The sequence below is a fragment of the Nonomuraea harbinensis genome (assembly GCF_019396385.1).
Taxonomy (GTDB): domain Bacteria; phylum Actinomycetota; class Actinomycetes; order Streptosporangiales; family Streptosporangiaceae; genus Nonomuraea; species Nonomuraea ferruginea.
Window position 1 is genome coordinate 38,641 of the sequence record NZ_JAHKRN010000036.1, and the last position, 12,289, is coordinate 50,929.

Annotated in this window: 13 protein-coding genes; 9 read left to right on the forward strand and 4 right to left on the reverse strand. The window is 68.3% G+C overall.

The window, feature by feature from the left end:
- Positions 1 to 2: 2 nt before the first annotated feature.
- Together KME79_RS30425 and KME79_RS30430 are read right to left on the reverse strand one after the other, a co-directional pair.
- A complete protein-coding gene (locus KME79_RS30425) occupies positions 3 to 902 on the reverse strand; it encodes a pyridoxal-phosphate dependent enzyme (RefSeq protein ID WP_219547948.1) in 900 nt (299 codons plus the stop codon).
- Positions 892 to 1,794 (reverse strand): hypothetical protein, encoded by a 903-nt coding sequence (locus KME79_RS30430; protein ID WP_219547949.1) that lies wholly within the window; start codon positions 1,792 to 1,794, stop codon positions 892 to 894. The genes KME79_RS30425 and KME79_RS30430 overlap by 11 nt, the downstream gene beginning before the upstream one ends.
- A gap of 279 nt (positions 1,795 to 2,073) precedes the next feature.
- On the opposite strand from KME79_RS30430, the gene KME79_RS30435 reads away from it, so the two are divergent.
- From KME79_RS30435 to KME79_RS30475, 9 genes are read left to right on the forward strand one after another with little or no spacing between them, the layout of a single operon-like run.
- Complete coding sequence (locus tag KME79_RS30435) at positions 2,074 to 3,660, forward strand: L-tyrosine/L-tryptophan isonitrile synthase family protein (protein WP_219547951.1); 1,587 nt, start codon at positions 2,074 to 2,076, stop codon at positions 3,658 to 3,660.
- 1 nt (position 3,661) lies between these two features.
- Positions 3,662 to 4,840 (forward strand): glycosyltransferase, encoded by a 1,179-nt coding sequence (locus KME79_RS30440; RefSeq protein WP_219547953.1) that lies wholly within the window; start codon positions 3,662 to 3,664, stop codon positions 4,838 to 4,840.
- A gap of 31 nt (positions 4,841 to 4,871) precedes the next feature.
- Positions 4,872 to 5,750, forward strand: coding sequence for a 3-hydroxyacyl-CoA dehydrogenase family protein (locus KME79_RS30445; protein WP_219547955.1), 879 nt, complete (start codon positions 4,872 to 4,874; stop codon positions 5,748 to 5,750).
- Between the two features lie 35 nt (positions 5,751 to 5,785).
- On the forward strand, positions 5,786 to 6,001 hold the full coding sequence (locus tag KME79_RS30450; RefSeq protein WP_219547957.1) for a phosphopantetheine-binding protein: 216 nt from the start codon (positions 5,786 to 5,788) through the stop codon (positions 5,999 to 6,001).
- The gene (locus KME79_RS30455; protein WP_219547959.1) at positions 5,988 to 7,124 is read left to right on the forward strand and encodes an acyl-CoA dehydrogenase family protein; all 1,137 of its coding nucleotides are present in this window, start codon (positions 5,988 to 5,990) and stop codon (positions 7,122 to 7,124) included. Before KME79_RS30450 ends, KME79_RS30455 begins: the two co-directional genes overlap by 14 nt.
- Positions 7,125 to 7,142: 18 nt before the next feature.
- Positions 7,143 to 8,204 carry an HAD-IIIC family phosphatase gene (locus tag KME79_RS30460; RefSeq protein ID WP_219547961.1) on the forward strand — a complete coding sequence of 354 codons (1,062 nt, stop codon included), beginning with the start codon at positions 7,143 to 7,145 and terminating at the stop codon, positions 8,202 to 8,204.
- A gap of 38 nt (positions 8,205 to 8,242) precedes the next feature.
- A complete protein-coding gene (locus KME79_RS30465; protein WP_219547963.1) occupies positions 8,243 to 8,899 on the forward strand; it encodes a GNAT family N-acetyltransferase in 657 nt (218 codons plus the stop codon).
- Complete coding sequence (locus KME79_RS30470; protein WP_219547965.1) at positions 8,892 to 9,317, forward strand: YybH family protein; 426 nt, start codon at positions 8,892 to 8,894, stop codon at positions 9,315 to 9,317. Before KME79_RS30465 ends, KME79_RS30470 begins: the two co-directional genes overlap by 8 nt.
- Complete coding sequence (locus KME79_RS30475; protein ID WP_219547967.1) at positions 9,314 to 10,381, forward strand: alpha-hydroxy acid oxidase; 1,068 nt, start codon at positions 9,314 to 9,316, stop codon at positions 10,379 to 10,381. The genes KME79_RS30470 and KME79_RS30475 overlap by 4 nt, the downstream gene beginning before the upstream one ends.
- Positions 10,382 to 10,387: 6 nt before the next feature.
- Here KME79_RS30475 and KME79_RS46570 read toward each other — a convergent pair whose 3' ends face one another.
- Positions 10,388 to 11,281 (reverse strand): glycosyl transferase family 90, encoded by an 894-nt coding sequence (locus KME79_RS46570; protein WP_219547969.1) that lies wholly within the window; start codon positions 11,279 to 11,281, stop codon positions 10,388 to 10,390.
- A 245-nt stretch (positions 11,282 to 11,526) separates the two neighbouring features.
- Positions 11,527 to 12,201, reverse strand: coding sequence for a PIG-L deacetylase family protein (locus KME79_RS30485; protein WP_219547971.1), 675 nt, complete (start codon positions 12,199 to 12,201; stop codon positions 11,527 to 11,529).
- Between the last annotated feature and the right edge of the window lie 88 nt (positions 12,202 to 12,289).

Consider the following 12,289-nt stretch of genomic DNA (forward strand, 5'->3'; position numbering starts at 1 on the left):
GCTCAACCGGTGAGAACCACCACGTGCGCCGACGCCCGGTCGAGCTGTGAGGCGAAGGCCCGCAGGCCCACCAGACCGGCCGCGCCCGCCGGGGACACGCGGAGACCGGCGTGCCTGAGCATGCCGTCACTGGCCAGGACCAGTTGTTCGTCCGTCGCGTCGCAGAAGTGGCCCCCCGTGCCCAGGACCGCGTCCATCGCCTCGCGGGCGTGGAAGGAGGACCAGTTGACGAGCGGCTCGTTCACCTCCGTCTCCAGCAGCCGCGCCGCGTCGAGCTCGACCAGGCGGCCGCTGGCGAGGCTCGCCGTCAGGGCGGTGTTCCCGGCGCTTCCCACCACGCCGATGCGCACCTCGACGCCGTGGTGCCGGAGCCGGGCGTGCACCCCGGCCGCGCACGTGCCGTTGCCGACGGGCAGCCAGATCGACCCCAGCGGCACCGGGCACTGCGCCATCAGCTCGTCGACGATCGCCCCGTACGCCAGGATCGCGATCCTCCCTCCACGGCCGACGGGGTTGGCGTCGAACAGCCGGCGCTTCCTGGCGAAGCTCCGGCTGGCCCTGACCGCCGCCTCGTAGTTGTCCCCCTGGGCGATCACCACGGCTCCGAGGCCGGTCATCTCTTCCGAGCGGGTGCGGTGGTACCGGATCGGCACGAAGACGGTGCACGGCAGTCCGCGCGCTCGGCTCGCCCGGCTCAGGGCCACCCCGAGGTTGCCGCAGCTGCCGGCCGTGACGCCGGCCGCTCCGTCGCGGATCGCGGCGAGCACCAGCCCGCCCGCGATCCTGTCCTTGTGCGTCCCCGTCGGGTTCCCCATCTCGCACTTGGCATAGACGTGGGGCAGGCGCAGCCGCTCCTCCAGGCAGGGCAGCCGGATCAGCGCCGTCTCCCGCCTATCCCCCATCGGGATTCCGTACGAGACCCGCCCCGAGATAGGCGAGCAGGTCGGGATGTCCTCCGTCGCCCCAGGACGGCGTCGTGTTGACGTCGATCAGGTAGAGATCGCCGTGATCGTCGCTGACCAGGTCGAAAGCTCCGTACTCCACCCGCGCGGCGTCCGAGACGCGGGCGGACATCGCCGCGGCGCCGGCGACGTCCGCCGGGAGCGCCGCCGGGCGGCCGGCGTCGGACGTCTCCAGGTAGTAGCTCTCGCGCGTGATGCCCACCGGCATCTTCTTGAAGACCGCCGAGTCGTGCACCCGCGACACGACCATGGCCTCACCCGCGAGATAGACACGATGGAAACGATGGGCCGCATTGGTGATGTACCGCTCGACGACCCAGTGCGGCGAAGCCCAGATGGCTGGGGGAACTTCGTCGCGCCTCATCACCCGATATTCGCCCTCCGCTCTGGAGGACGGCATGTCGTGCGGTGCCTCGTATCCGAGCATTCGCCGCTGCGGAAGCGTCAGTTCGCATTCTCGTACGCCGTGGTAGTTGCAGTTCGTTTTGACCAGCAGCGGTTCGCCGGGATCGCCCTGGCGGGGCGCCGTGGCCGTGGCGACCCCGGCCCGGGCGCAGGCTCGTTGCACGGCGCGCTTCGAGATGTCGGTGATCCCGGCGTTTCGAACCGTGACGCCGCGGGCCCGCAGTTCTCCGACGAGTTTTTCCCGGTCGAACGGCACCCGGGCGGAAAGCGTCAGGTTGATATGGAACACGAATAACCGGCAGCCGGCCGGTATTCGTGAAAGCACATCCTGGAATCCCTCTCCGAGGCCGGCGGTGATGCGGTGCGCGCCCGGAAGAACGGCCGGAAGCAGGAACCCCTTCCAGGCCCTGTGTTCGTAGACGGCCACCTGGTCAAAGCTCCGCATATCGCAGTATCGACACACGTCTTCGCGCACGTCAAGCGACGTGAACCGATCTCGCGGGGCCGTCGTCAATGGCCAGGTCGTTCGGATGATCTAGGAGCGGCGCGGCCACGGAAATGACTGCTTGTTGGCCGGATAGGGCTGTGATAGTAGTGGTTCAGCCATGTTCCGCCCGCGGCGGATGGTCCCGAAAGACATTTCAGCACCGAGGCCCCGTCGAGGTGGCCGGTATTAGCTGAGGGGGCGTCGGCACATGGACCGGATATGCAGCGATCTGACGCCATGAAGTTTCCCCGGGCTCCTTATCCGGAACAGGTGTCCTACCAGGTCGGCCTCGACAAGATCCAAGAGGCCGTGATCAGTTCGCATTTCATGCACGAACTCGCCGGCGATCCGCGGCTCGAACTCTACGACGAGGACCGGTTCGTCGCGAAGGCGCTGCATATCGATGCCGAGGCCGTCCACGACCGCCTGATTCCCGCCCTGCGTGAAGCCTGCGACGTCTTCTCCGGGCATCGGGCCGCCGCCGCACGGTCGAGGGCGCGCGATAATCACCAGGATTACGGGCTGGCCGATCCACGCCAGGTCGGAACAGCTCAGGTCATCACGGAAGTCATGTTCGACCGGCAGTATCGCGCCGAGCCGTTGCGAAGCTGTTCCAGGGAGCTGCTGTGCGGCACCGTGGCGGAGCGGGTCGAGGCCGGTTCTCCCATCGAGATGGTCATTCCGGCGCTGCCGTTCAAATTCTCCTCACCGCTCAAGACCCGCGGCCGGCTGCCCGACCTGGCCGAGCTCAATTTCCTCCTCGGTCTCAACGAGATCGTATCGACGGTCGAGCAGATCTATCGGGCGGCGAGACCTGATCTCCAAGGGCCTCTGGCGCGATTCACGGTCGTTTCCGACGGGAGCCGCTACAACAAGCTGGTGCACGAGCCGGACAGCGTCGTCGAGCGCTACTGGAATCGTCTGGGCGTCTGGGTCGAACGGTTACGGCTCGACGAGCACATCACCATCCTCGACTACCGGTCGCTGCTCCGGGACTCGATGCCGGCCGGTGACCGGCGGCGGAAAAGCGCGATCGCCGCCGGAGCGCGCACGGAGTACGGGCGGGTGCTGTGGTCGATATTCGATCCGAACGACATGGTGTCCGCCATGACCATGGCCGCCCGGGTCGAGCCCGATCCGGAATACGCCAATGCCGAGGGCCGGTTCGTCTCCCTGCTGAAATCCCTGATCTACACGATCAAGTACGACTCGCTCACCATGTTCGACCCCCTGCCGGCCGATGCTCGCCACGCTCTCTACCGCGACCTCACAGCGCACATCTTCGAACCGTATGTGGCGATCCCGCCCGACGAACTCGCCGGCGTCCGCATCGACGCCCGCGCGGGGCTCGCGCCCACGGATCGGGTTAAGGAGCGCCTGAGGCAGATGATGCTGAGGGAGTCGTGGGCCTGTGCGATCGACTACATGGCCGAGATCAAGAGCGACCGGGAGCTCGCTGAAGACCCCATCTTGACCTGTCTGCCAGGCCATCTGCGCTGGACCATCCACGCGAAGGCGGGCCAGCTGGCGTTGTCGACGCCGATCGCCGCCGGGATCAGGGTCCAGGCGTGGGCGGGGGCAGCGGTGTTCAAGCTCACCAGGAGGAAGGACGTCAAGCTCTGCACCCTTCCGGTCCTCGCCCTGGAGGGGGCCGGCGCCATCCCGGTGCGCGTGCGCGGCGTGGACGACGCGCTGGCCCTGGCCGGCCAGCCTCTCTTCTACATCTACCCGGACGTCACGTTCGCCGACATGGACGACTTCCTCGCCGTCGTCCGGAGGTCACTCGTACGCAGGAGGACGAACTAGCGTGTCGAACCGCCCGGGCAAGAGGGCGATCTTCTTCGTCTACGACAGGGGCACCGGCATCGGGCACCTGAGAAGACTCGGTTGCCTGGCCAGAAGGCTCCAAGGGCGTCTTTCGTGCCTCATCGTCACCGGTCACCGGTCAGCGGCGCACTGGTTCGTGCCGGAGGAGTGCGAGTACGTCCACCTGCCGAGCTGGGACAGCCTCCTGGAGGACAAGGCGCGTTACTGGGACCGGCGGCCGTTCGTCGTCCTGGACGAAGCCGGCGCCGTCCGGCTGCGGAAGGCGATCCTGACGGCGGTCGTGGAGGCGTTCGAGCCCGACGTCATCTTCGTCGACCATCTTCCGCTGGGCGCGGGGGAGGAGCTCGCGGAGGTCATCGAGGACACGCGATGCCTCAAGTACCTGGTGACGAGAGGCGTGCTGAACGAGACCGCGAACCTGCGCCGGCTGGTCTTCGGCGGAAAGGCCGGCCGGTATCTGGACGCGTACTATCACCGGATCCTGGTCGCCACCGATCGCAAGGTCTTCGACTTCGCGGCGCAGTACAACCTCGGGCCCGCGATCCGCGGGAAGACGGTCCACACCGGTTATGTCGCGGACGGCGTGCCGCACGACACGGTCAAGACCGTCCGCGAGGACCGCGGCCTGAAGGACGGCGACCTCTGGGTGGTCGCCTCGGCCGGCGGCGGCCAGCTCGGCGAGCCGCTGATCGAGGGCTGCCTGGAGCTCGTCCGCGCGTACCCGGACGTCACCTTCGACATCGTCCGGGGGCCCCGGTCGAACATCGCCTGGCCGCGGCGGCACCGCGACCTCGTCGAAACAGGCAACCTGCGCCTCCACAAGGAGACCCACGAGATGCCCTTTCTCCATGCCGGCGCGGACCTGGTGATCTCCTCGGGCGGCTACAACTCGCTCCTGGAGGCGCTGCAGGGGAACGCCCGCATTCTCTGCTTCCCGTTCTGGAGGGATCGGCGCGATGAGCAATACCGTCATGCGGCCCGGCTGCGGCAGTTCGTGGACCTCGAGGTGTCGCTCGACCTCTCCGAACTGCCGGGGATGTTCGCCCGGGCCATCGGCTCGATCGGCTGTGGCGTACCCGACCGGCGTGCGGAGCTGGACTTCGACGGCGCCGCCGCCATCGAGCGGATCGTCCACCGGGACCTCGGGCTGACCGCCTGAGCGGGCTCGACGTACAGGCAGGGGAGTCGCCATGGAGTTTCCGAACGTCGGCGTCATCGGTGCGGGGACCATCGGGACCGAGGTCGCGCAGTGCCTCGCCCAGGCCGGGCACCGGGTGGTGCTGGTGGACGTCGAGACCGGGATCCTGGACCGGGCACGGTCGGCCATCGGCGAGAACCTGAGGTACGCGTCCCTGTTCGATGCCGGGGTGCGCGAGGCCAGCCATGCCGGCATCCTGTCGCGGATCGACTGCACGACCGACTACGGCCTCCTGGCCGACATCGACCTCGTCGTGGACAACAGCACGGAGAGCCGGCCGATCAAGGAGGAGGTCTTCACCCGGCTCGACCGGATCTGCCCGCCGGACCGCATCCTGGCGGCCAACACCTCCGCGATCTCGATCACCCGCCTGGCCGGCGCGACGCGGCGACCCGACCGCGTCATCGGGGTGCACTTCATGAACCCCGTCTTCCGGAAGCCCGTCGTGGAGGTCGTCAAGGGCTGGCACACCAGCGACGCGACCGTGGAGGCGGTCCAGGGCTTCCTCGGCGGGCTGGGCAAGCGGGGGGTCGTCACCAACGACATGCCAGGCTTCGTGTCCAACCGCGTTCTCATGCTGGCCATCAACGAAGCGATCAGCGTCGTGCACGACAGGGTCGCCACCCCGGCCGACGTCGACGAGATCTTCGTCAAGTGCCTGGCCCACGAGATGGGACCGCTGGCGACCGCCGACCTGATCGGCCTGGACACGGTCCTCCGTACGCTCGACGTACTGAACGAGAGCTACGGGGACGGCAGGTTCCGCGCGTGCCCGCTGCTGAGGCAGATGGTCGACGCGGGCCTGCGCGGACGGAAGTCAGGCAAGGGCTTCTTCGACTACTCCGGACAGCAGGGGCTCCGATGGACGTGAAAGCCAGGGTCAGAAGCTACCTCAGACAGGCGGTCATGGAGGAGGTCGGAGACGGGGACGACCTGTTCGAGCTGGGGCTCGTCAACTCCCTGTTCGCTCTGCAGCTCGTCCAGTTCGTCGAGAACGAGTTCTCGATCAAGGCGGAGCGGGAAGATCTGGACATCGTCAACTTCTCCTCGATCGATGCTCTGACGGCGTTCGTCCTGAGGAAGACGCAGCCGCCACCCGGGCCCGGCCATGCGGCTGACTGACGTCCAGGCCGGGTGGCGCGACAGGGCGCGGCGGTTCGCCGCCGAGCGGATCGCCCCGCTGGCGGACCAGATCGACCGGCAGCAGGCCACTCCCGCTTCCGTCCTGGCCGCGATGCGCGAGGAGGGCTACCTGGGGGCCGCCCTGCCCGCGCGGTGGGGCGGCGGCGAGCTCGACCCGGTCAGCTACGGCCTGGTCACCGAGGAGATCGGCAAGGCGTGCTCGTCCGTGCGCAGCCTGATGACGGTGCACAACATGGCGGCGCAGGCGCTCACCGCGCTGGGCGACCGGCATCAGCGGCAGCGATGGCTGCCGGAGCTCTGCACCGGGCGCAAGATCATCGCCTTCGCGCTGAGCGAGCCCGGCGCCGGCAGCGCGACCCGGGCGATCGGGACGCGGGCGGTGGAGGTGGGCGACGGCTACCTCGTCAGCGGCACGAAGAAGTGGATCACCTTCGGGCAGATCGCCGACCTGTTCCTGGTCTTCGCGCACTGCGAACGCGAGCCGGTCGCGCTCGTGGTGGACCGGCACAGTGACGGCCTCACCGTGACACCGGTCACGGACATCTTCGGCACCCGGGGGTCGATGCCGGCCGAGGTCCGGCTGGACGACGTCCGGGTCCCGAGATCGCACCAGGTGGGGCCCACGGGCGCGGGACTCGGCTTCGTCGCCAACCTGGCGCTCGACCACGGGCGGTTCTCGGTCGCCTGGGGGAGCACCGGAATCATCCAGGGATGCCTGGACGCCTGCGTCTCGTACACCGGGCGGCGCACCCAGGGGGACCGCACGCTGAAAGACCACCAGCTCGTCCGCCGGCACCTCACCGACATGCTGGTCGCGCACACCGCCGCCCAGGCGGTCTGCTACCGGAGCGCATGCCTGCGGGAGACGGGCGACCCGCGCGCCGTTATGGAGACAGCGCTGGCGAAGTACCACGCGGCCGAGGCGGCGATCCGGGTCGCCAACGACGCGGTCCACCTCCACGGGGCGAACGGCTGCACCACGGACTACCCGGTCGCCCGGTATCTGCGTGACGCCACCGTCATGGGGATCGTCGAGGGGACCCACGAGATCCACCAGGTGACCCTGGCGGACTACGCCTTCCAGCGGCCGTACCTGCGATGACGGCGACGGAGTGTGAGCATGCGGGCTGAGCAGCAGGGGCCGGGCATCAAGTGCGTCGTCTGGGACCTCGACGACACGTTGTGGCAGGGCACCCTGCTCGAAGGCGACGACGTGGTCCTCGCGCCCGGCGTCAGATCCGTCGTCGGCGAGCTCGACGACCGAGGCATCCTGCAGTCCGTCGCCAGCAAGAACGACCACGACCTGGCGTGGGCGAAGGTCACCGAGTTCGGTCTCGCCGAGTTCTTCCTGCATCCGCAGATCGGCTGGGCCGACAAGTCGGCGTCGATCAGGATCATCGCCCGCGAGCTCGGCATCGGCCTGGACACCCTCGCCCTCGTCGACGATCAGGCGTTCGAACGGGACGAGGTGCGGTACGCCCTGCCTCAGGTGAGCGTGATCGACGCCGCCGACCTCGGCGGGCTGCTGGACCTGCCCCGGATGCGACCCCGGTTCGTCACCGACGAGTCGAGGCGGAGGCGGCAGATGTGCCAGGCCGACATCCAGCGGAACCGGGCCGAGAACGCGTCCCCGGGCAGCCGCGAGAAGTTCCTGGAGACGCTCGGCATGCGCATGACGATCCGCCCGGCCGGGGAGCTCGATCTGCGGCGGGCGGAGGAACTCACGCTGAGGACCAGCCAGCTCAACACGACCGGCCGCCACTACGCGTACGAGGAGCTGAACGATCTCAAGGACTCGCCCGATCACCTCCTGCTGGTCGCCGAGCTGGAAGATCGGTACGGGTCCAGCGGGACCATCGGCCTGGCGCTGGTCGAGCGGGGTCCGGACGCCTGGCTGGTGAAGTTGCTCGTCATGTCCTGCCGCGTCATCACCCGCGGAGTGGGCGGGATCATGCTGAGCCACATCGTGCGGTCGGCCCGGCGCCACGGCGTCCGGCTGCGGGCGGACTTCGTCGCCAACGAACGCAACCGCATGATGTACCTGACCTACAGGTTCCACGGATTCCGGGACGTGGCCGCGTCGGGCGACGTGGTGCTGCTGGACCACGACCCGGGCGTCGTCCGTCCGTTCCCGCACTACGTCGAGGTCAGGACCAGTCAGCGAGGGAGGGGAGGCGGATGAGATTCGCCCGGCCCGGCACGTTCTCCGGGCCCCGCGTCGTGCTGGAGCCGTTGACGGTGCGGCATCGGGAGCCGTTGCGGGCCGCCGCCGGCGACGACCAGAGCATCTGGACGTACTTCACCACCGTACGAGGGTCGGACTTCGACGACTGGTTCGACTACTCCGTGGAACGGGACGCGAAGGGGGAGCTCTACCCGTTCGCGGTGCGGCGCCGGGCGGACGACAGGATCGTGGGATCGACGCGGTACTACGACATGGCTCCCGAGCACCGCCGCCTCGCCCTCGGTTCGACGTGGTACACGAGCAACGCCCGGGGGACCCTCGTCAATTCGGAGGTCAGGCTGCTGACGTTGACGTACGCCTTCGAACGGTTGTCGGTCAACCGGGTGGAGCTGATCACCGACCCGTACAACCTGAGTTCGAGGGCCGCCATGAAGATTCTGGGCGCCGTGCAGGAAGGCGTGATCCGTCAGCACATGATCTACGACGACGGCCGGGTCAGGGATTCCGTGCTGTACAGCATTATCCGGTGTGAATGGCCCGGAGTAAGGGACAGGCTGTTGCGGAAGCTCGGTTATACCGAGGACATGATAAGCGTCGGGACTTCCCCGGCCGGTGACCCGTTTACACGGGTCACCCGCCGGTATAACTTTCCGGCTGTAGGAAAGTCCCGCCTCGGGAGGCCCCATGGGTGAGCTCGACGACTTTCGCGCGGACACCCTCGCCCGCCAGACCGAGGCGATGAGAGCGCTGTTCTCGGGAGACCAGGCGCCGTTCATGAGCATGTGGTCGACGCGGGACCCGCTGAGCCTGTTCGGCGCCTGGGGGTCGTGCACCACGGGATCCGCCGAGCTCAACCGGGTCTACCACTGGGTGGGGTCGAGGTTCTCCCGGTGCGGTGACCTCAGCTTCGACGTGGAGGTCGTCGACATCGTCGGCGACCTCGCCTACACCGTGGGGTGCGAACGCTTCACCGCGTCCGTGGACGGGCGGCCCGCCGAGCCGATGACGATCCGGGTCACCCACGTCTACCGGCGTGAGGACGGCACGTGGAAGATCGTGCACCGGCACGGCGACTGGGCCCCCGTCGACGAGGGCCCGCCCCCGCCATGACACCGCCCAGCCTCGACGATTTCAGGACCCTGGCAAGGGAGCGGTTGCCGGCCGGCGTCTTCGACTACATCGACGGCGGCGCCTGCGACGAGATCACCAGCCGGGCCAACCGCCGCGACCTGGACGGGATCCGGCTGCTGCCCCTGTGCCTGCGTGACGTCGCCGACCTCGACCTGCGGACCAGCCTGCTGGGGCATTCGTTCGGCTTTCCCGTCGGGTTCAGCCCGACGGCCTTTCACCGGCTCGTCCACGAGAGCGGAGAGGTCTCGGCCGCGAGAGTTGCGAAGGCCCTGGACATCCCGATGATCGTGAGCTCGATGTCCAGTGTCGCGATGGAGGACGTCGCGAGGGATTCCGGCAACGAGCACCTCTGGTTCCAGACGTACATCTTCAAGGACAGGGCGCTCACGAAGGAGCTGATTCAGCGGGCCGAAGGCTCGGGATACAAGGCGATCGTCCTGACCGTCGGATGTCCGGTCACCGGAAGGCGCTACAGGAACGTCCGCAACCGGTTCGCCCTCCCGGCGGACGTGGTCGCCGCCAATTTCGCGCGGCGGAACGTGGTCGTGCACGACAACCCCATCCACTCGGTCGGCGCGGACCTCGATCCCGCGCTGACGTGGAGCGACGTCGAGTGGTTGCGCGGACAGACCGCGCTGCCCGTGGTGCTCAAGGGCATCATGAACCCGCTCGACGTCCCGCCGGCCCTGGACCTGGAGGTGGCCGCGCTCATCCTGTCCAATCACGGGGGCAGGCAACTGGACACGACGGAGTCGACGATCAGGATGCTTCCCGAGATCGCCGCGGCCGTCGGGAAACGCACCGGTCTGCTGATCGACAGCGGATTCCGGCGGGGCACCGACGTCCTCAAGGCGATCGCCCTGGGAGCCGACGGCGTCCTGCTCGGCAGGCCGGTGATGTGGGCGCTGGCGGCCGGTGGGGAGCGAGGGGTCGTCGACGCGGTCGGCCTCCTGGTCGAGGAGCTGCGCATCGCGATGCGGATCGCCGGCTGCCGCAGCATCGGCGAGATCAGGAAGAACGGGTCGGCCGTCGTCCGCGTGTGAGGCGTGTCAGCCGCACAGCTCGCCGCACCTGTTGACGACGTGGACGAAGAAGGTGTCCAGCGCGGCCGGGTGCAGTATCTCCCCAGCGAAGCGCTGCCCGTTGTCGGCGATCGCCTCCGCCTCCTCCGGATGCTCGGCCAGCCGTTCATGGACTTTCAGCAGATCCGACAGGTCATGCCGGACGGGTGCGTAGTGGACCCACGGTTTCAGCCCCGCGTAGAAGAACTGGCTCCACTGAGCTTGCAGCAGCAGGACAGATCTCGAAGCCAGGATCGTGGGCACGCGTTTCCACGCCGCCACCGCGCCGTCCAGCGAGATCAGGTACTTGTAGCGTACGAAGCCCTCGGCGGGCACTTCTTCCGCGGGGTCGCCGAACAGCTCCCGCAGGTGGCGTCGCAGCGCGAGCGCGGACTCGCTGTCGGTCAGGTTGTCGTACGTGATGAGGCGCGCGTCCAGCACCTCGGGGTGCTTGCGCGAGGCCATCAGCAGCGCGTAGCGGGCGAAGTCGCGCCGGTTGCCGAAGTTCGGGTATCCGGGACCCGACAGCGTGCCCCGCCATTTGATCAGGCCGAGGCGCCGCTCGAACGGGATCGCCGCGGACGCCTTCGCGATGGCGGCGAGCTCGCCGGCGTACCGGGGCCCGAGAATGGCGAAGTCGGGGATGAGGATGGAGTGCGCGCTGATGTCGTCGCCGTCACGCCGGTCACATCTCAGCAGCGGCGCCCTCCTGAGGAACTGGACGAACTCGGCCCGGCCGGCAGGGGACACGTACACGCTGTCGCTCAGCAGCACGAAGAAGTCCGCGCGGTGACGTATCCGGGGAAGCGTGCGCCGCAGGGCGGGCAGGAGGGAATCCGTCAGCCTGTGCCGCGATATGGGTTTGTCCACGACCACGCGCACATCGAGCTCCTGAGCGCTGATCCGGCAGCGCACGATCAATGACGGGCGGGACAGCGTTCCCGGTGCGGCCAAGAACGCTTCGAAATCGTCCAGGACGGATTTCTCGCAGCCACTCTTGGCGAGATGCCGGAACTGCTCCTGCTGTCGAGCACGAATCGCTGCCATCGCTTCCGAAGGCATGGAGCTCACGACAGAAGATTACCCCGCCGAGGGAACCGATCAAGATCGAATAACGGCCGGTCCGGCTAATCGTGGATGACGCGTGCTATCTCGAAGGCCTCGGCCAAGGGGGCGGCCACCTGACTGCCGCGATATGCGGCCAATACCCGCACGCCATTCTCACTTCGCGGGAGCGGCCATTCCTCCACCTCCCCGCCGTACGCGCGCAGCGCCGCCAGTTTGCGTTCGAGATGCTTCTCGGAGACGACCTGCCAGCAGTTGGGGGAGAACGCCGGCCGCAGGCCGGACGCCTCGCCCCAGTCGGTCGCCGACCGCACCTCGACGCACCGGATCTCGGTGACGCCGGTGCGCCCCGGACGGGCCGCCACCCGCACCGCGGAGCTCACCAGGCGGTGGTCCTGGTTGAGATCGCTGAGGCTGGTGGTGAACACGGTGTCCGGGCCGAAGAGCCGGATCTCCGCCTCGATCGTACGGTTGAGTTCGAGCTGACCCACCTGGTCGAGCCGGTTGTCGCCATAGCCGTGGACGCTGACCTCCTCGATGCCGAGGATGCCGGCGGCCTTCTCGATCGCCCCGGCGCGGTCGGTCGCGCCGCCCCCGGTGGGGTCGCGGGAGCCGTCGTCGCGGGTCAGGACGCACAGCCGGATGCGCACGCCCGCCTCGCTCAGCCGCGCGAGTGTGGCGCCGGCGCCCAGGGTCTCGTCATCGCCGTGCGCGACGACCACCAGCAGTCTCCTCAATCCGCCTCCTGCTTTTCGGCCGCTGAGTAATCCGCCGAATGTCCGGGGAGTTTCCGGTCGGCGCGCACAGGCCACGGCAGAGCATTTC

What these genes read in the sequence shown, in the direction of transcription:
- KME79_RS30470 (WP_219547965.1), top strand. Translation starts at nt 8,892, where the DNA reads ATGGGTGAGCTCGACGACTTTCGCGCGGACACCCTCGCCCGCCAGACC.
- KME79_RS30445 (WP_219547955.1), top strand. Translation starts at nt 4,872, where the DNA reads ATGGAGTTTCCGAACGTCGGCGTCATCGGTGCGGGGACCATCGGGACC.
- KME79_RS30460 (WP_219547961.1), top strand. Translation starts at nt 7,143, where the DNA reads ATGCGGGCTGAGCAGCAGGGGCCGGGCATCAAGTGCGTCGTCTGGGAC.
- KME79_RS30435 (WP_219547951.1), top strand. Translation starts at nt 2,074, where the DNA reads ATGCAGCGATCTGACGCCATGAAGTTTCCCCGGGCTCCTTATCCGGAA.
- KME79_RS30455 (WP_219547959.1), top strand. Translation starts at nt 5,988, where the DNA reads ATGCGGCTGACTGACGTCCAGGCCGGGTGGCGCGACAGGGCGCGGCGG.
- KME79_RS30450 (WP_219547957.1), top strand. Translation starts at nt 5,786, where the DNA reads ATGGAGGAGGTCGGAGACGGGGACGACCTGTTCGAGCTGGGGCTCGTC.
- KME79_RS30475 (WP_219547967.1), top strand. Translation starts at nt 9,314, where the DNA reads ATGACACCGCCCAGCCTCGACGATTTCAGGACCCTGGCAAGGGAGCGG.
- KME79_RS30425 (WP_219547948.1), bottom strand. Translation starts at nt 902, where the DNA reads ATGGGGGATAGGCGGGAGACGGCGCTGATCCGGCTGCCCTGCCTGGAG.